The sequence below is a fragment of the Priestia sp. 10L35 genome (genome assembly GCF_056395685.1).
This window is the reverse complement of sequence record NZ_JBFTKA010000011.1, coordinates 41,368-59,016: the sequence shown is the minus strand read 5'-3', so window position 1 is coordinate 59,016 and position 17,649 is coordinate 41,368. Positions and strand designations below refer to the sequence as shown.

The 17,649-nt window shown below is 36.2% G+C and carries 21 protein-coding genes; 12 read left to right on the top strand and 9 right to left on the bottom strand.

Going from position 1 to position 17,649, the window contains the following annotated elements; translation table 11 throughout:
* Window positions 1–14: 14 nt before the first annotated feature.
* A complete protein-coding gene (locus tag AC1DEF_RS25580) occupies window positions 15–905 on the top strand; it encodes a prephenate dehydrogenase/arogenate dehydrogenase family protein (RefSeq protein WP_477727608.1) in 891 nt (296 codons plus the stop codon).
* A 46-nt stretch (window positions 906–951) separates the two neighbouring features.
* On the top strand, window positions 952–1,104 hold the full coding sequence (locus tag AC1DEF_RS25575) for a hypothetical protein (RefSeq protein ID WP_477727607.1): 153 nt from the start codon (window positions 952–954) through the stop codon (window positions 1,102–1,104).
* 480 nt (window positions 1,105–1,584) lie between these two features.
* On the opposite strand, the gene AC1DEF_RS25570 is transcribed toward AC1DEF_RS25575, so the two are convergent.
* From AC1DEF_RS25570 to AC1DEF_RS25560, 3 genes are read right to left on the bottom strand one after another with little or no spacing between them, the layout of a single operon-like run.
* Window positions 1,585–2,376, bottom strand: a complete 792-nt coding sequence (locus AC1DEF_RS25570) for an ABC transporter permease (RefSeq protein WP_230185301.1) — start codon at window positions 2,374–2,376, stop codon at window positions 1,585–1,587.
* Window positions 2,373–3,278 carry an ABC transporter ATP-binding protein gene (locus AC1DEF_RS25565; protein WP_477727606.1) on the bottom strand — a complete coding sequence of 302 codons (906 nt, stop codon included), beginning with the start codon at window positions 3,276–3,278 and terminating at the stop codon, window positions 2,373–2,375. The genes AC1DEF_RS25570 and AC1DEF_RS25565 overlap by 4 nt, the downstream gene beginning before the upstream one ends.
* On the bottom strand, window positions 3,275–3,514 hold the full coding sequence (locus AC1DEF_RS25560) for a PLD nuclease N-terminal domain-containing protein (RefSeq protein WP_192101212.1): 240 nt from the start codon (window positions 3,512–3,514) through the stop codon (window positions 3,275–3,277). Before AC1DEF_RS25560 ends, AC1DEF_RS25565 begins: the two co-directional genes overlap by 4 nt.
* A gap of 125 nt (window positions 3,515–3,639) precedes the next feature.
* Between AC1DEF_RS25560 and AC1DEF_RS25555 the strand changes: the two genes are divergently transcribed.
* Window positions 3,640–4,185 (top strand): transcriptional regulator, encoded by a 546-nt coding sequence (locus AC1DEF_RS25555; protein ID WP_230185299.1) that lies wholly within the window; start codon window positions 3,640–3,642, stop codon window positions 4,183–4,185.
* A 389-nt stretch (window positions 4,186–4,574) separates the two neighbouring features.
* Here AC1DEF_RS25555 and AC1DEF_RS25550 read toward each other — a convergent pair whose 3' ends face one another.
* Window positions 4,575–4,826, bottom strand: a complete 252-nt coding sequence (locus tag AC1DEF_RS25550; RefSeq protein WP_377257006.1) for a hypothetical protein — start codon at window positions 4,824–4,826, stop codon at window positions 4,575–4,577.
* Window positions 4,827–4,971: 145 nt separating this feature from the next.
* Between AC1DEF_RS25550 and AC1DEF_RS25545 the strand changes: the two genes are divergently transcribed.
* The 4 genes from AC1DEF_RS25545 (at window position 4,972) to AC1DEF_RS25530 (ending at window position 7,842) form a co-directional block, all read left to right on the top strand.
* Entirely contained in the window at window positions 4,972–6,237 is a 1,266-nt protein-coding gene (locus AC1DEF_RS25545; RefSeq protein WP_477727605.1) for a Y-family DNA polymerase, read from the top strand.
* A 13-nt stretch (window positions 6,238–6,250) separates the two neighbouring features.
* Complete coding sequence (locus AC1DEF_RS25540; protein WP_230185296.1) at window positions 6,251–6,568, top strand: YolD-like family protein; 318 nt, start codon at window positions 6,251–6,253, stop codon at window positions 6,566–6,568.
* Window positions 6,569–6,630: 62 nt separating this feature from the next.
* Window positions 6,631–7,002, top strand: coding sequence for an iron chaperone (locus AC1DEF_RS25535; RefSeq protein ID WP_230185295.1), 372 nt, complete (start codon window positions 6,631–6,633; stop codon window positions 7,000–7,002).
* Window positions 7,003–7,134: 132 nt separating this feature from the next.
* Window positions 7,135–7,842 (top strand): DNA alkylation repair protein, encoded by a 708-nt coding sequence (locus tag AC1DEF_RS25530; protein WP_477727604.1) that lies wholly within the window; start codon window positions 7,135–7,137, stop codon window positions 7,840–7,842.
* A gap of 259 nt (window positions 7,843–8,101) precedes the next feature.
* Here the strand turns inward: AC1DEF_RS25530 and AC1DEF_RS25525 are convergent, their stop codons facing one another.
* A complete protein-coding gene (locus AC1DEF_RS25525) occupies window positions 8,102–9,082 on the bottom strand; it encodes an aldo/keto reductase (protein WP_477727603.1) in 981 nt (326 codons plus the stop codon).
* Window positions 9,083–9,271: 189 nt separating this feature from the next.
* Between AC1DEF_RS25525 and AC1DEF_RS25520 the strand changes: the two genes are divergently transcribed.
* The 3 genes from AC1DEF_RS25520 (at window position 9,272) to AC1DEF_RS25510 (ending at window position 10,896) form a co-directional block, all read left to right on the top strand.
* Window positions 9,272–10,174, top strand: a complete 903-nt coding sequence (locus tag AC1DEF_RS25520) for an AraC family transcriptional regulator (protein ID WP_477727619.1) — start codon at window positions 9,272–9,274, stop codon at window positions 10,172–10,174.
* A 230-nt stretch (window positions 10,175–10,404) separates the two neighbouring features.
* A complete protein-coding gene (locus AC1DEF_RS25515; protein WP_230185311.1) occupies window positions 10,405–10,695 on the top strand; it encodes a YolD-like family protein in 291 nt (96 codons plus the stop codon).
* Between the two features lie 51 nt (window positions 10,696–10,746).
* Window positions 10,747–10,896: a hypothetical protein gene (locus AC1DEF_RS25510; RefSeq protein ID WP_230185291.1), complete on the top strand. Its 150-nt coding sequence runs from the start codon at window positions 10,747–10,749 to the stop codon at window positions 10,894–10,896.
* A 222-nt stretch (window positions 10,897–11,118) separates the two neighbouring features.
* Here AC1DEF_RS25510 and AC1DEF_RS25505 read toward each other — a convergent pair whose 3' ends face one another.
* From AC1DEF_RS25505 to AC1DEF_RS25490, 4 genes are all read right to left on the bottom strand, one after another.
* Window positions 11,119–12,291: an MFS transporter gene (locus AC1DEF_RS25505; protein WP_230185290.1), complete on the bottom strand. Its 1,173-nt coding sequence runs from the start codon at window positions 12,289–12,291 to the stop codon at window positions 11,119–11,121.
* A gap of 272 nt (window positions 12,292–12,563) precedes the next feature.
* On the bottom strand, window positions 12,564–13,223 hold the full coding sequence (locus tag AC1DEF_RS25500; protein ID WP_477727602.1) for an SDR family oxidoreductase: 660 nt from the start codon (window positions 13,221–13,223) through the stop codon (window positions 12,564–12,566).
* Window positions 13,224–13,457: 234 nt separating this feature from the next.
* Window positions 13,458–14,204, bottom strand: coding sequence for an SDR family oxidoreductase (locus tag AC1DEF_RS25495; RefSeq protein WP_477727601.1), 747 nt, complete (start codon window positions 14,202–14,204; stop codon window positions 13,458–13,460).
* Window positions 14,205–14,421: 217 nt separating this feature from the next.
* Complete coding sequence (locus AC1DEF_RS25490; protein ID WP_471876709.1) at window positions 14,422–15,375, bottom strand: alpha/beta hydrolase; 954 nt, start codon at window positions 15,373–15,375, stop codon at window positions 14,422–14,424.
* A gap of 386 nt (window positions 15,376–15,761) precedes the next feature.
* Between AC1DEF_RS25490 and AC1DEF_RS25485 the strand changes: the two genes are divergently transcribed.
* Window positions 15,762–16,307: a TetR/AcrR family transcriptional regulator gene (locus tag AC1DEF_RS25485; protein ID WP_230185286.1), complete on the top strand. Its 546-nt coding sequence runs from the start codon at window positions 15,762–15,764 to the stop codon at window positions 16,305–16,307.
* Window positions 16,308–16,810: 503 nt separating this feature from the next.
* Window positions 16,811–17,557: a type I methionyl aminopeptidase gene (gene map, locus AC1DEF_RS25480; protein ID WP_477727600.1), complete on the top strand. Its 747-nt coding sequence runs from the start codon at window positions 16,811–16,813 to the stop codon at window positions 17,555–17,557.
* The last annotated feature ends 92 nt before the right edge of the window (window positions 17,558–17,649 follow it).

Genomic DNA, 17,649 nt, shown 5'->3' with positions numbered 1-17,649 from the left:
AGGGGATTCTCAAAATGAGATTAGGTTTTATTGGATTTGGAGAGGCAGCCTTTGAATTGGCATTTGGTCTAAAAGAAGAAGGGTTAGAAATCATTTTTGCTCATGATGTTATGATAGACCATCCTACATTTGGTCCACAGATTAAAGAACGGGCTGCTCAAGCTCAAGTAGAAATTCTTTCTACACCCGAAGAGGTTTTAAGCCAAGTAGATGTAGTAATGGTGGCAGTACCAGCAGATAAAGCACTTGAAGTTAGTGAGATGCTAAAACCATTTATAAAAGAAGATTGTATCTATGTAGATGTATCAGCTTCCACTCCTGTTGTGAAACAAAAAATTAACACACATATAAAGGAGAAAAATGCATTTTTTGTAGATGTCGCAATGTTAGGACCTTTGCCGGTTTACAAACATAAGGTCCCCATTTCAGCAAGTGGAAATGGCGCAGATTTATTGATTTCCTTAATGACTCCGTACAGTATGAACATAACTAAAGTAAGCGAAAAACCCGGTGATGCTTCTGCTGTAAAACTAATTCGTAGCATTTATATGAAAGGTGTAGTTGCTCTTTATTTAGAGTTATTAGAAGCGTCTTATGAATTTAATGTAGAACAATTAGTCTTGGATTCTATTAGTGAAACTCTTGATAGCAAGAGCTTTAGAGAAACTATGAACCGATTAGTAACCGGAACCTCTATACATGCATTAAGAAGATCAATTGAGTTAGACGGTTCTATTCAAATGTTAGAGGCTTCTAACTTAAATTCTGTTATGTCTAAAGCAGCAAAAAGTAAGCTAGAAACATTGGCTTCATATAATTTAAAAGAAAAATTTAAAGGACAAAAACCAGATCATTGGTTGGATGTCATAAAGGCATGTAAAGAAGATGCTACTGTAAACAATTAAACAAACTAATCTATTGTATTACTAGTAAGCTAAGGGGTGTATTTGCATGGGAGTATGGAATTTTCAAGGCGGTTCTATTTGGTCAGGAAAGAGGTTCATTCCAAATAAATCCAGAGATATAATAGCTACTAATAACGATGACAGAGGTATTTATTTATCAAAATCAAATTTAATTGTAACAACCCTAGGAGTTTTTTGATGTGGGTAGTTACTATAATTAATGCTTATTCAAGAGAGAACAATCTTGTCATATTTGAATTTAAAACAGAAAGAGAGGCTAAAGAAACTTTTATTAAGTTGCAAAACCATAAAATCTTTTCCGAAATTATCTATTCTTATAATCCTGCTACTACCTTAGCTCTTAGATGAATTCCTTTAGGTTTCGAAAATCTATTTAGAAAATATAGAAATCCTCCAAGAGTGTCGTAATGAAAGAGATGTAAACGTTACGTTTAAAAGTAGAGCAATATTAGTAACTAGTGGAGGCACAGAAATTGGAGGAGTTACTTCCTATAATCAAACTTATGTAAACCCAATTTTTTCTAATACAAAAGCTTACCCTATTTTTGGGTAAGCTCATTATTACTACTGTTAATAGTAGAGCAGTAAAAACGGAAGGGAATTCCCTAGCACAAACTAGATAAAAAAATCTCAGATCCTCATCACGATTATTCTCTACTTATTCATGACTAAACTTTTTATTAGAAATCCAATAATTTGTTATAAAGAGTGTCAATAAAATCCAAACGAATGTCAATAGTAAATTACCTACTGCATTTGAATCTACTAATCCCGTCATTAGTGTTTCCATTGCATGCTTACTCATACTGGCTGGATTTAATTGATCCATTATTGGGTTCAGACCGACGATTATCCTACAACCTATAAGGAAAATAATTGAAATTAATGCAATAATACCTTGACTGTGAAAAATAGCACTTATCATTGTTGTGAAAGATACGATAAAAAGAACCCATACTAGATAAAATATTAACCCAGTAATCATGTGTGAAAATGGAACAGCAGTAAAAAGATAATTTACATATAGGTAAGAGGTAAAGTATCCAATTGTTACACTAAAAGCTGCCATCAAATAATTTGATACTATTTTTCCACCTATATATGAAGTAACAGTAACAGGTCGTGTTAAAATAAAGGCCAGCATACCGTTGGCTTTATCTGTTTGAATGATACCCATCATAGAAATTGCAAGAATCATAAGACCAAGCTGATCAAACTGAGATCCTAAAGTACTTGCTAGTACTTCTCCTCCTTTTTGTGCTGTCATACTCGGATCAATGGTAATTCCCTGACCACCGCCTCCTAATGCTTCTAGAATTGATGGCAAGTAATGAGTTATTACTGGCTGCGTTGCCCCTAAAAATATAAAAACAATCGGTAGCCAAATTACCTTAAAATCACGTAACATTTGAACATATTCTTTTTTTATCAGTACAATTAAGTTATTCATTTCTGCACCACCAATTTTAAGAAGATTTCTTCTAAAGTATCGTTATTCATTTCAAATTTAACGATGTCCACTTTATGTTCGAGTGCATTTTGCAGCAATAAATTTTTATTTTTTTCGATACTTTCAACCTTTACTTTGACTTTAAGCCCAATAACTTCTACGTCCTTTACGTAAGGCAGTTTTTTTACATGGTCTACCCACTTTCGGTCCTTCGCTGTGATTTCCACAATTAACTTATTTTCGCTATTGCGGTTTAAAAGTTCGGTAATCTTTGTATCTTCTATTTTTGTTCCATCTTTCATAATGACAAATCGTTCACAAATTTCTTCCGCATCGCTTAATATATGGGTTGATAATAAAATGGTTGTATCTTTTTTTATTTCTTCAATCAGGTTTAACACTTCTCTTCGACCGATTGGATCTAATGCGGATACCGGTTCATCCATAACAATAAGAGAAGGTTTATGTAGTAAGGCTTGTGCTATACCAAGTCGTTGTTTCATTCCTCCAGAAAATGTACCAACCTTTGAGTTTTCTTCGCCCTTTAGCCCAACTTTTGTCAGAATCTCCCGTATCGAGTTTGTTAATACTTCTTTTTTCAATCCCGAAAGTTGACCCATAAACGTAAGAGTTTCTCTTGCTGTCATCCAATGAAAAAAATTAGGGTACTGTGGTAGGTAACCAATTTCTCTTTTCATTTTAGATATTTTTTTCCCATTCAATAAAACTTCACCAGTATTTGGATCGATGATATCTGAAATCACTTTTATTAATGTAGATTTGCCTGCTCCATTTGGCCCGATTAACCCGACACATTCCCCTGATTTCAGTTCCATCGAGAAATTATTGACAGCAATTTTCTCTTTAAATGATTTTGTTACATTTATAATCTCTAATTTCAAGAGTTCTCACCATCCTTTCTCCCTATAACAAAGTAAAGAATAGGTCCAAGTGTATTAACAAAAAGAATAATTAGGGCCCATATAAGGACATTTTCTCTTGTCTTTCTATGTCGGTATAAATCAATTAGTGCGATTAAAACTAAAAGCGTCCCCACTGCAATAACTGGCAATATAACGGGCAGAAAAGCCATAAAATCAAGATCTTTAAGGTCGTTTAATCCATAATGTAGTTGCATTTTCAACATTCCTTCCTAATCTCATTATCATTATTAATAATGATAAATCAAATGCAGATTCGTTGCAATCATTATTCTCATTATTTATAATAAGAATTAAATTTAATAAATAATAAGGTGATTGGATGAGTACTAAAGTTGAAATATTAATGCATCCGGTGAGAATAAAGATTTGCCAAGCATTAATGAGAAATAGAGAAAATGGGTTAACACCATTAGAAATGGTGAAAATTCTTAAAGATGTGCCCCAAGCAACTCTATATAGGCATCTTCAAACTATGTTTGATTCTGGTATTGTTTGTGTGATTAAAGAAAAAAAAGTAAAATCGGTTTCCGAAAAATATTACGCTATAAATGAAGAAGAGGCAAAAATTGACGGAAGTGAATGGAGGGAATTATCTAGCAAGGAAAAGTTAGACTATATTTCTTATTACCAGTTATCACTTATGACACAATATCAAACTTATCTTAAGAAATTAGGGGAACAAAACAGCCAAGAGGACGGGGCAACTTTTTCTGTAGTGGAATTAAAGATAGATGAGGAACATTTTATACAATTTCAAAACGAATTAAACGAATTAATGACTAAATACTACCATACCCAGAGTAAGGGAAACGAAAAAGAAGCCCCAGTTCGGACCATCGCTATTACAATTATTCCAGATACTTAAACTAAGTAAATATTTAGGGGGATTTGGTAATTAGAATACTGGACAAGTACCCATTATTTACTCGACATTCAATTGATCGATTATGGTAGCTTTAAATCTTATAAAAATATAGGCTGATGATTCCTTAGCGCAGGAGTCATCGGCTTTCTTTTTGTCTAATCTTGCTAGGCTTATGTTAGCAGGGGCCCTTACAAAAAGTCGTAAACAAACAACTAGAAATCCCTTAACCTGTTTTAGCAGAAGATTAAATGTAACAGGTTAATTCCACCTTCAATTTTCATGTTTCTTTTTATACCAGCCCTTAGTGTATAAATTCTCATATAATTCATTCGTAACTGATCCCTCAAAGATAAAAAATATGTAGAAATCCTCTTTTACTAAAAAACCATTTATTTCATCTTATTTTTTCTTTTGAATTCAAAACTCACCATATAAGCTATTCCTAACGAAATAACAGCAGCAATACTAATCTTTATGTAAGAAATCTCTAAAGCCCAAGGACCGTATTTATGTGGGTTCAAACGATACATAGACCACCACTGTCCATTTTCACCTTTAAAGAATGAGACGATAATCCATAAAAGAACTAAGAACAAAAACCATGAAAAAAAGATAATATAACTAGACAGTTTTTTATTCATTGATCAACCCTCCGTCTTCTCAATTCATATACAATGTTCTTCTCTCTTATTATAGTAACAATAATCGGGAAAAGATTCCATTGAATAAGGAACGTTTGTTCGTATATAATAAAGAACAAACGTTCTTTATTAAGGAGTTATTCCAATGGATTATGGGCAGCTACCAAACAGAGTGATTATTTGTATCGACATGAAGGCGTTCTTTGCTTCCGTTTCTTCTGTCATACGGGGCTTAGATCCATTGAAAACAAGGCTTGCGGTTGTAGGAGATATCAAACGGTCGGGATCTGTTGTGTTAGCTGCCACACCTTTATTAAAGAAAGAAGGGATCAAAACAGGAAGTCGCCTCTTTGAAATTCCTAAAAGGAAAGATATCTATGTCGTGAATCCATCCATGGAGAGATACATCAAGGCTTCGAACTATATTTCTAGTTTGGTGTTACAGTATGTTGCTCCTGAAGATTTCCATGCGTATAGCATTGATGAGTTGTTTATTGATGCCACGGCTTCTTTGCATTTATTTGCTCGAACACCAGAGGAGCTAGCTCATCGAATACGTAATGAGATCTATCGCAAAACAAGACTGACAGCTACCGCAGGAATCGGTCCGAATCTCTTACTAGCTAAAGTTAGCTTAGATCATGAAGCGAAGCACAGCCCAACAGGGGTTGCGTATTGGCGATATGAGAATATTCCCTTTAAGTTATGGTCGATTCATCCAATGAAGGATTTCTGGGGGATCTCGTCAGCTACAGAAAGACGCTTAAACCGTTTAGGCATCTATACCATAAAAGAACTCGCTCTTTCTTCTAAGGAGATGTTACAAAAAGAATTTGGCATCATGGGGGAAGAGTTACACCAACATGCAAATGGGATTGATTTTAGTCGCATTTCAGATGTGTACATTCCTAGTTCTCGGTCATTCGGGAAGAGTCAAATTCTGTTTCGAGATTATACAAGCCGAAAAGAAGTTGAATTATTGCTGTTGGAACTATTGGACGATGTGTGTTTTCGCTTACGCATGCATCAAGTGGTGGCTCAAACGATCCATTTATCGATTGGCTACAGCAAACAAACAGGTGGAGGCTTCTCAAGACAAAAGAAAATGGGGCGAGCTTCGAACTTAAGCCAAGATATTTTCCCTTATTGTTTAACCATTTTACATAATTTTGATAATGGAATGCCGATTCGCTCCATTGGGATTTCGTTATCCAATACGAGCATTGAAGAAGAGGAGCAAATGAGCTTATTTGAGGATATCGATCAGCGTGAAAGGGCCTATGCTCTTGCTAAAACGATTGATGAAATTCGTATGCGTTATGGGAAGAATAGTGTGCTACGGGCTTCAAGCTACCTGGATCACTCAACAGCTCGTTATCGAAATAGCTTAATTGGAGGTCATAAAAAATAAGGAGGATGATAATATGAAAAAATGGCACCCATTCGCCAGTATGCCAGAGCAATATATTGGATTACAGGACATCATAAACAAGCAAGTAGAGGTCCCTCAACCTCTTTTAACGGAAGAGCAAATGGAACAAATCAATTTCACCTTGATTGAAGCCTTACATACAAATAAACAAGTATACCTTACATACTATAAGCAAGGCCAATGCATAACAGAGACGGGGTTCATTCAGTTTGTTGATTCGTTTGGGGAACTATTTATCTTCATTGATGACGTATTTGAATTAAAAAATAAAATGAGATTGAGTGAACTTATTGATATTGGATTCATGTAAAATTAGAGTAGATTGAAAAACTGCACCGTTCAAAATATTTTTTAGTTTTAGGAGGAAATGGCATGGAAGTTTTGGCAGAATATTTAGCGCGTATTGATAACCCTGACCATCGGAACCGAACAGAGGAAGTTTTGACTTGGGTGGCTACTAACTTTCCGAATTTGAAACCGCAGATCAAGTGGAAGACACCAATGTTTACCGATCACGATACATTTATCATCGGCTTTTCCACAGCTAAGCATCATTTGAGCGTTTCACCCGAAGAAGTAGGTATTGCCCAATTTGCTGATGACATTGCTCAGGCTAAATATAGCGCTACCAAAGGCTTGTTCCGAATTCCATGGACCGATTCGGTAAACTATGAATTACTTAAGAAAATGATTGAGTTCAATATTTTAGATAAAAAAGACTGTTCAACTTTTTGGCGAAAATAAAAAAACAAATTATGAGGAGTAAACTGATCCCCAAGTAGCTTAGAAATCGTAAGATGAATTAGAAACTAAATTAAAAGGAAAAAGTGCTCCAATTTATAGGTGATAGGTGGTAGAGGAGGAGAGTATAAAACGATGAATTTCGAAATGATTATGAAGGAGCTTGAAGAGCTCGGTACGGAACGAATTAAAAAGACTTACATAAGCAATGGTGCACACGATCCACTTTTTGGAGTGGCAACGGGCAAAATGAAACCCATTGCAAAGAAAATCAAGAAGAACCAGCCTTTAGCCGAGCAGCTTTATGCCTCTGGTAACTACGATGCCATGTATTTTGCTGGTATCATTGCAGACCCCACAAGGATGACTGAGGAAGATTTTGAGCGTTGGATAGATGCAGCGTATTTTTACATGCTGTCTGATTATGTAGTTGCAGTAACTTTGGCAGAAACTGATTTTGCGCAAGTTGTTGCTGATAAATGGATTGCAAGTGATAAAGAACTTAAAATGTCAGCAGGCTGGAGCTGTTACTGTTGGCTTTTGGGTAATCGTCCGGACGATGAATTTTGCACAATTAAGATTTCCAATATGCTTGAACAAGTAAAAAATACGATTCACGCTTCTCCAAACCGAACGAAATCAGCTATGAATAATTTTATCTATACAGTCGGAATCTCATATTTGCCACTTCATGATAAGGCGGTTGAAATTGCAAAGGGAGTAGGTCCAGTGGAAGTTAAGAAGGACAAGAAAAAAAGTAGTATCCTTCTTGCTTCTGAAACTATTCAAAAGGAGATAGACAGAGGCCGGATTGGTTTTAAACGCAAATACGTAAGGTGTTAGCATAATTTGTAGTGTCGCTACGCTAACTGAGACAAGGCGATAAAGTATCGGATAATTAAATAGCCTAAGAAAGAATAATACGCTAAGGGCTTCAAGTTATTTTGTTCATTCAACAGCTTGTTATCGAAACGGCATTGTAAGAGGTCATAAAGCCTAACAAAGAAGAGTTTATGGGAAGTATTAAAAAACGTTAGAAATCCCTCCCTCACTTCCTGCATAAGGAAATGAGGGGGGTGCCTTATAATAAGCTTTCACATTATTAATTATGACCAACTATTGGGTGTGGTACATATGGCTCTTCAAGAAACGCAATTTCTTCAGGTGTTAGCTTAACCGATAAAGCACCTATTGCATCTTCAAGATGTGATATTTTCGTAGCACCAATTATAGGGGCTGCTACTAGTTCTTTCTGTAGTAACCAGGCAAGTGCGATGTGTGTACGAGGAAGACCATGTTTTTCTGCGATGAATGCTACTCGTTCCACAACCAATCGATCGGCGTCCGCAGTCGCATCGTATTTAGATTTTTGAATTTGATCTGTCTCAGAACGATGTGTTGTTACTGACCAGTCACGTGTTAATCTCCCTGATGCCAGAGGGCTATATGGAGTGACACCAATTTTCTCTTCCTTACAAAGAGGTAACATTTCTCGTTCCTCTTCACGGTATATTAGATTTAAATGGTTCTGCATGGACACAAACTTAGTCCAACCATGTTTTTCAGCCACATGTAATGCCTTTTGGAACTGCCAAGCATACATGGCAGAGGCACCAATATATCTTGCTTTTCCGGCCTTCACCACGTCATGTAATGCTTCCATCGTTTCTTCAATAGGGGTATTGTAATCCCAACGATGGATGATATAAAGATCTACATAATCAGTTTCCAACCTCTTAAGACTCTTATCGATTTCACTCATAATTGCTTTTCGGGAAAGACCAGATCCGTTTGGACCTCCATGCATTTGTCCGTGTACTTTAGTTGCGATTACAACCTCATCACGATTAGCATAATCCTTAAGCGCTCGTCCAAGATATTCCTCGCTTGTACCCAGTGAGTATACATTGGCTGTATCAAAAAAATTAATCCCTAAGTCGATGGCTTTTTTTATAACGAGGCGAGAGTCCTCTTCATTAAGCACCCATTGATGAAGCCATTTGTTAGCATCTCCAAAACCCATACATCCAAGACAAAGTCGAGATACATCTAAGCCTGTATTACCAAGTTTTACATACTCCATTTAACTGCTCCCTCTCTCTTAGTTATTTGCCACATTTATCGTGACTTATTTACAATTAATTATGTCATAAATAATAAAGAAACCCTTAGCACATTACTATCAATTTTTTGCCTAATCCTCTCAAACCCTCTTATTCAATTAATGGATATCAGGTATAATGAACCGAAAATGAAAAAAGGAGAATCAGTTATGGCTAAGAAATCCTACAAACAGCAATATGAACTTGCTAAACTCATTGAACGTCTTTCAAAGCAGGACGGTGTTCACTCTACCACTATTCCATCTTTATTTCTCATCCGCGAATCCATTATTACCGAACCAATTTCTAGAGTTAACGAGCCATCTTTTTGCATGATCCTTCAGGGAGAGAAGGAGGTATTATTGGGAGAGGAACGTTTTTTATACGGGCCTGGTCATTATATTGTGGCATCCGTTGACTTGCCAGTTACAGGTCAAGTCATCAAAGCCTCAGCTGGGTCCCCATATTTAGCCCTCAAATTTGAATTTACCCCTAGCCAGGTTTTGGAGGTTTTAAATAGCACAGATATTAAAACGGGGCAGGGAAAGAGCGCAAAACGAGCTATGTATGTTAGCAAAGTAGAACCACCTTTGTTGGACGCAGTAGTAAGGTTAGCATCTTTGCTAGACGCTCCAAAACATATCCCTGTTCTTGCTCCATTATTTAAAAAAGAAATTCTCTATTGGATTTTACAAGGTCCACATGGTGAAGCGCTTGAACAAATGGCATTAGAAGGTAGCAATGCCTCTAGAATAAGAGAGGTTATAGACCACATCATCAATAATTATGAAGAGTCTTTTCGTATCGAAGAGCTTGCTGAAATAGCGAATATGAGTGTTTCAACACTACATCGACATTTTAAAGAGGTCACAGCAATGAGTCCCATTCAGTTTCAAAAACAACTGAGATTGCAGGAAGCAAGGCGCTTGTTATTAGCAGAGTCAACAGATGTAGCTGATGTCGCATTCAGAGTGGGATACGAAAGTCAATCGCAATTCAGTCGAGAATATTCCCGAATGTTTGGCTTACCACCTAGAGTAGATATAAATCGAATGAGAGAAAACTACGTTTAAATCATGAAAGGCTACAGGTTGTGAAAGGCTGTACTTGAAGTAAAGGGGGCTTTAGTTCGGTAAGAAATAGTAATTTTAAGATTTCCAACAATCTAGTGCTTTAATGGTATAAGAATCACAAAAAAACGATTATCGATGTAGACATAGCTAAATTGATAAAAACCATTAAAGCAAAAGCTTTTTTAAAAGTAGATCTTGATAAGGTGAAAAAATGGCGCCCTTTTGCTACAATGCCAGAACAATACATAGGATTACAGGAAGTCATAAACAAACAACTAGAAGTCCCTCAACCTGTTTTAACAGAAGAGCAAATGGAACAGATTAATTTCACCTTAATTGAAGCCTTACATACAAATAAACAAGTGTACCTTACATATTATAAGCAAGGTCAATGCATAACAGAGACAGGATTCATTCAGTTTGTTAATTCTCTTGGGGATTTATTTATTTTCATTGATGACGTATTTGAGTTAAAGAATAAAATGAGGTTAATCGAGCTAATTGATGTTCGTTTGGCTTAGTTGCTGAAGAGATCGTGTACAGGAAGTATTTATTTTGGTGGAGGTACATTCATGTACAATTTTAGAGTATACACGTTACGTGACGGCTCAAAGAAAATCATTAAACTAAAAGAAGGAGAATCATTTAAACAGGAACTTCAAAGAGCAGGTATTCAAGAAACTCAAATTTTCCAGATGCAACTAGTGGAAAAACCCGAGTAATTCTAACATAGCCCTTTTATATGGATGTAATTGGGTTAGGCTTATAAAAGGAAAATAGAAAATTAACTTAGCTATGCTTCAAGAAGGCATGGACAATAAAATACTAGATAAAATGACAGAACTTATACAAGCAGAGATGATAAGCTTCTTCAGCAATAGAATAAAAAGAAACCGCGTCCTATGTACACGGCTTCTTTTTATATTTCGTTAAAATAACTAATTTTATTTAGAAAGTTGTTGTTTAGGAGTAAACATATAATTTCTAACTAAGATAGTAAGTAAGCTGAATACCAATGAGAGAATTCCTACTAATACTACGTATTGTGTGCCCATTCCTGATATAAATAACCCACCTGCAGCTGCACCAATTGTTGTTCCTACGTTACAGGATGATATGAATAAACCATTGGCGAAATCAGGTGCTTCGGGAGCTGAAGACGCAATTAGATATTGATTAATGTTTGCCATTATTCCTCCAGCTAATATTCCCCAAATAAAAGTGATAATAGGCGTTGGGACGGTAAATTGTCCTGTGAAGAATAATGCGACGTAAACAGCAACTAATAATAAAGGGAAATATACAATAGACTTAGTTGGGCTATGGGTAAGTAGTTTTCCTGCGACGATGTTTCCAATGATATTAGCTCCGCCGAAGATAAATAACGTTAAACTTATAACATTGGCAGACATATTCGTTACGGTTTTCAAATATTCAGTAAGGTAACTATAAACCCCAAATACGGCTGAGTTTAATAAAATAACTGTCACGATAGAAATCCATATAATTGGTTTTTTTAGTACAGAAAGTTGTGTACCATAAGAAAGCCTTTCTCCAACAGGCATAGAAGGTACAAATAGTAATGTAGCAATAAATACAATAACATTTACAATAGCAAAGAACGCCATCGCCATTTCATACGAAAGGGCATTATCAATAAAACTTGCGATTGGTACGCCGGCTACCATACCAGCAGATACCCCTATAAATACTTTAGCCACAGCTTTTGGAGCTTCTTCCTTCCTAACAGAGTCAGCTGCCACTGTAAATGCCAAAGAACAATAAATTGGATGGAAAATGGCTGGAATGATACGAGCAATCAATAGAACACTAAAATTAGATGTGAATAGGGATAGAATATTACCTAAAATGAAAACACCCAATACAAGTAACATGACTTTCTTCCGATTTAGTCCAGAAAACAATAACGGCATCGTTGGTCCTGATACAGCTACCACAAGGGCAAAAACACTCACTAACCACCCTGCCTTTGATATGCTCACATTAAAGCGATCGGCAATAGAAGGCAACAACCCAATTACCCCCATTTCAGTATTTAAGATACCGAAAACTCCTATAGTTAATATGAATATAAGTAACTTATTTCGTTTAGCCAAAAAAACAACTCCTATCTTTATTTGTGCGTAAACTAAGGTGAATAGTTGTCCATGTACTTTTTCAAAAGGAAACATCACTAAAACCTACATTCAGAATTTGCACTTCTATTTTTTTCTCACTATAGTTCAAATAATCAATAAATATAGAAAGTAAAAACATTTATTTCTAAAATAACGTTAAGAAGGTTAAAAAAGAAAGAGCCCGATTTCTCAGCAAAAAAATGGAGAACTGGGCTTTTTCATCATTTTATTTTTCTTAGTAAAACAAAAATTTATAACGTCTTTAATGCTTCTAGAATTGGCATTTCTCCATTGACCATATCGAAGGACTTGCCAATAGTTTCATTATTTTCAAGAGAGGTAATAATAGCTGAAGCGACATCTTCACGAGAAATTTGTTTATGTGGAAGGTCATCTGCCACTGTTACCTTTCCAGTCCCAATATCATTGGTCAGACTTCCTGGACGGATAATGGTATAATCAAGATCACTTCTTTCTAACCAAGCGTCCGCATAATACTTTGCAGCACTATATACGGGTGAACTATCCATCCAGTCTAAATGGTTGGTATCATGCCATCTATGAACGCCAATTCCACTAACCATGATAAATCTCTTTACACCAGCTTGTTGAGCTGCTTTCATTGATTTAATTGCTCCATCTAAATCAATCAACATGGTTTTGTCAGGACCGGTATGCCCGCCTGAACCAGCTGTAAATACAACTGCATCCGCATCTTTCGCTACATTGGCAATATCATCAATGCTTCCTTCTAGGTCAACGAGTCCCGTTTTGACTCCTTGTTCCTCAAATTTTTTCAATTGCTCTTCCTTACGAATCATGACAATAGGATTATGCTTCTTTGATTCTTGTAGCTGTCTCACAAGACGTTCGCCAATTTTTCCATTTGCTCCTATGACAAGTACATTCATGTTTATATCCTCCTGTCACTATTAATAGTCATATCGTTTTTCCCCTTTACTTCCTGATGGTGAAAATAATTAACGTCCAAATCCCTTGAATGCTCTTCAGCCACTTCCTGAAGTGTTATATTTATGTGAATTTAAGCATTCTCCTTTTTCTATGCTTAATAAAAGGAGATAAATCCCATCTCATTACTTTAAGAGATAGGATTTTTTGAGGTGTTTTATCTTACCTTGTCATTATTACCAAGGTTGATTTGTTGGCCCAATTGTAAACTCATTAACGTTCGTATCTTCTGGCTGATCAATTGCGAAGGCCACAACATTGGCAACTCGATTAGGAGAAATACCATATTGTTCGTACAATGCAGTCATACCTTCTGAAACGTTCTTATCAGTAATCGTCTCCAACAATTCCGTGTTGATCGCTGCTGGATAAATAGTTGCTGTGCGAATGTTAGTGCCTTCTTGGGCAGATTCCATACGTAAAACTTCCATTAAATCACGAACAGCCCACTTTGTTGCACCATAAACCGCACCGCCTGGGTAAGCTTTAAGCCCAGCTACTGATGAAGTAGTGATGATGTGTCCAGACTTCTGGGCTGTGAATGTTGGTAGTACTGCGGCGATACCATTCAATACACCTTTAATATTAACGTCAACCATACTGTTCCACTCGTCAGTTTTTAGTTGGGAAAGGGGTGAATTAGGCATTAATCCAGCGTTTAAGAAGATTACATCCACACCTCCAAAAGTGTCTTTAGCTAGTTGAACCAGCTGCTGACTATCATCTGGATTAACAACATCCGTAACACGATATGCCACTTGACCACCATTCGATTTGATTTCTTCAGCTAATTGTACTAAACGCTCTTCACGTCTTGCACCTATCACAACTTTTGCGCCTTTTTCAGCTAACAACTTAGCTGTAGCTTCACCAATACCCGAACTTGCACCTGTAATTACGACTACTTTGTTTTCGATTGTCATTTTGTTTTCATCCTTTCAAACTTAGTTGGTTATAATAATTCTTAGAGTTAAATTTAAAGAAACTATTTAAGTGAATGTTTATTCTAGTTAAGGGTTTCCTCAGCGTGTTGTTTCATGCTATCTCTCTGGGAAAGGTAATCTCTAGGCTATCAACCTTTAGCATTAATAAACCTAGACTTTTTACTTACAACCCCTTAGGTTCATTTTGGCACCAATGTTACTTCAAATTTTCTGTAAAGAATGCATCCAACTTGTCAAATGGAATGAGATCCGTTTTATCATATAAATCAACGTGACCAGCATTTGGAACAACATATAGCTCTTTCGGTTCTGCTGCCATTTCATATGCATCTTCACTAAAATAACGTGAATGAGCATGATCCCCTATAATGAACAAGATTGGTCTTGGCGAAAGTGATTTAATATGCGTAAGCAGTGGGAAGTTCATAAACGACATACTGCTTGTCATCGTAAATTGTGTAATTGAATTCGGGTGGTATCCGCGAGGTGTGGAATAGAACTCACCAAACTCGCGACCGATAGGATCTGTATTATCGTCAAATCCAATTGGCGCTCCTCTTGGAGTCAGCACTGGTTGGTTGCCCTCAAATTCTGAATACCGTTGCTCAGCAATTGCATCGAGCATCTCATTACGCTCTTTTTCCGTTAATGTGTCATTAAAACCTTGAGATTGTACGCGCGAAATATCGTACATGCTAGCTGTAGCAACGGCTTTAATACGTCGATCAACTTGAGCTGCACTAATCGCGAAACCGCCACTACCACACATACCAATAGCCCCAATTTGATTTCTATCTACAAATGGACGGGTACCTACATAATCAACGCCAGCACTAAAATCTTCTACAAATAAATCAGGCGAAGAAAGATGGCGTGGTTCTCCCCCACTATATCCGTTGTACGATGGATCAAATGCAAGCGCTACAAAACCACGCTCTGCCATATTTTGAGCATAAATACCAGCTCCTTGTTCTTTCACACCACCATAAGGCGAACCGATAATAACCGCAGCATGCTTCTTTGATTTGTCAAAGTTTTTTGGCAGATAAAGGTCTGCTGCAATTTTAATTCCAAATCGATTTTTGTATGAAACTGCTTCCCTTGTTACTTTACCGCTTAATTCAAAAATGTAGTTATCTGTTTGTGCCATTTCTTGTAACCCTCTCTTCTTCTTCTTTATTTGAAATGAATATCTTTGTTCGTAACATCTACCTGAGAGCTTGCCTTGTCAGCAATAACTAATTGTTATACTGATACGGGTTTGGATATTTAGAATATTCATAAACGGTAATGAATTAACAATCCCTTTAAGGAATTTGCTGACGGAGTCATTCTGACTAATTTTTTCCTCATTGTGCAATGTTGAATTAATCACACAAAGATACAATTGATGTTTTAACAACATCTGTCTATAATTTATAATACACTCATAAACAAAACAAGGGATAAAAATCGTTGATTTCATAGGATTTGTTGTGTAGACGACAAATCAGTAAAAATTGTCGATTATCTTAAGGAAGGTATGGTATTCAGAACATGGTAAAAGTGGATAGAAGAATAGCACGAACGCAAGAAGCGATTAAAAAGGCATTTCTTGAGTTGATGTCAGAAAAAAGCTTCGATAGTATTACAATTCAAAATATTGCCGATCGTGCAAATATTAATCGAGCAACTATGTATCTTCACTATTTAGATAAATTTGATTTGTTGGATAAAATTATGGAAGAACATATTGAGAACATGAGTGACTTTTGTGAATCGGAAGCTGATTTGAATTGGATTGATTCAACGATACATTGCATGGAATATCTTGAAAGTAATTATTTGTTTTTTTCTACGATGTTAGCAAGTGAAGGGGCTCGTTATTTCCGTAACAGATTTCTTCAACACAATATCGAAGAGTTTAAAAAAGACGTTGATATAACAAAAGGCAAGAACCTAGGGCAAAACGAAGATATTGTTGTTGAATTTGTTGCCAATGCTTACGTAGGTGTAGTGGAGTGGTGGTTAAAAAATGAAATGCCTTATTCTCCAAAAGAAATGGCTGAGAAAGTGGGGAATCTCTTAGAAAGGAACCTATAATTATGGGAGATTTCTTTGTTTCAACACAGTGGACAAAGAAATGTCCATAGGAAAATAATTTCACCTTCATTTTTTGTGGTAATCTAATAAGAGTCAATTAGAAAAGAGTGATCAACCCGGAAGAGAAACAGCAGCAAGAAATAGATCTCACTAAAGTATATGATTATGCCGAATATCCAGATAAACATTAAATAGACTAAACTAATAAGAGGGTATTATGTTCAATATACGAGCATATACCCTCTTTTCTTATAAATAGTAGACTCGTTATTTAGATACTACACATATAGTTTAATATGTATATATTATAAAGGAACTTAAGTTTGTTACAAATGGAGGCGTGATGAGGTCTTCAGATCGAGCGTTAACATGATTAAGGGGGTGAGTGGTATGAGTTTTGTAACTTTGCAATAAGTGATATTAAGCAATCGGACCAGTTTATGGAGAATCGGAAACATTACGTTGGGTAAAATGAAAACATCAAAAAATTGGAGGGTTCATATATGACAGTTGGAGGTAAGGATGATATTGATGGGCTTAAGGAAATCGGCAAAATCGTTGCTTTAACAATAAGTGAAATGAAAAATCAGACACGCGCCGGAATGACGACTAAAGAATTGGATGAAATCGGGGGACGTTTTTTAAGAAGATATGGTGCGGTCTCTGCACCAAAGATAACCTACAATTTTCCCGGTAACACATGCATTAGCATTAACCATGAAGTTGCTCACGGAGTACCGGGGAATCGGAAGATTCAAGAAGGTGACCTAATAAATATTGATGTCTCTGCTGAGTTAAATGGCTACTTTGCCGATGCAGGTCATTCCTTTCAGATCCCTTTATATAACCCTTCTGTAACACGTCTCTGTCAATACACACACAATACCATGATGAAAGTTATTTCTTCACTTAAACATGGGGTGAGATTGAATGAAATCGGAAGAATTATTCAAAATGAAGCCCGAAAAGGTGGTTACAAGGTAATTACGGATCTTTGCAGTCACGGCATTGGAAGGTCTTTACATGAGGCACCTGAAGATATTTTACCTATCTATGACAAGCATGATAAACGGGTATTGAAAGAAGGTATGGTTATTACTGTTGAGCCTTTTTTATCAACTGGAGCAGAGTATACAGTTGAAAGTTCGGATGGATGGACTTTATGTGTGCCCGATAATAGTCTTTGTGCACAATATGAGCACACAATAATTATTACAAGGGATCAACCGATAATTACAACGATAGCTTAGATATTATTTTCAGATGTTAGGCCCATAGATGTTTAAGGAAATTCATCAAACGGGCGTGTTTGTTGAGCAAAGATTAAAAGGTTAATACATAT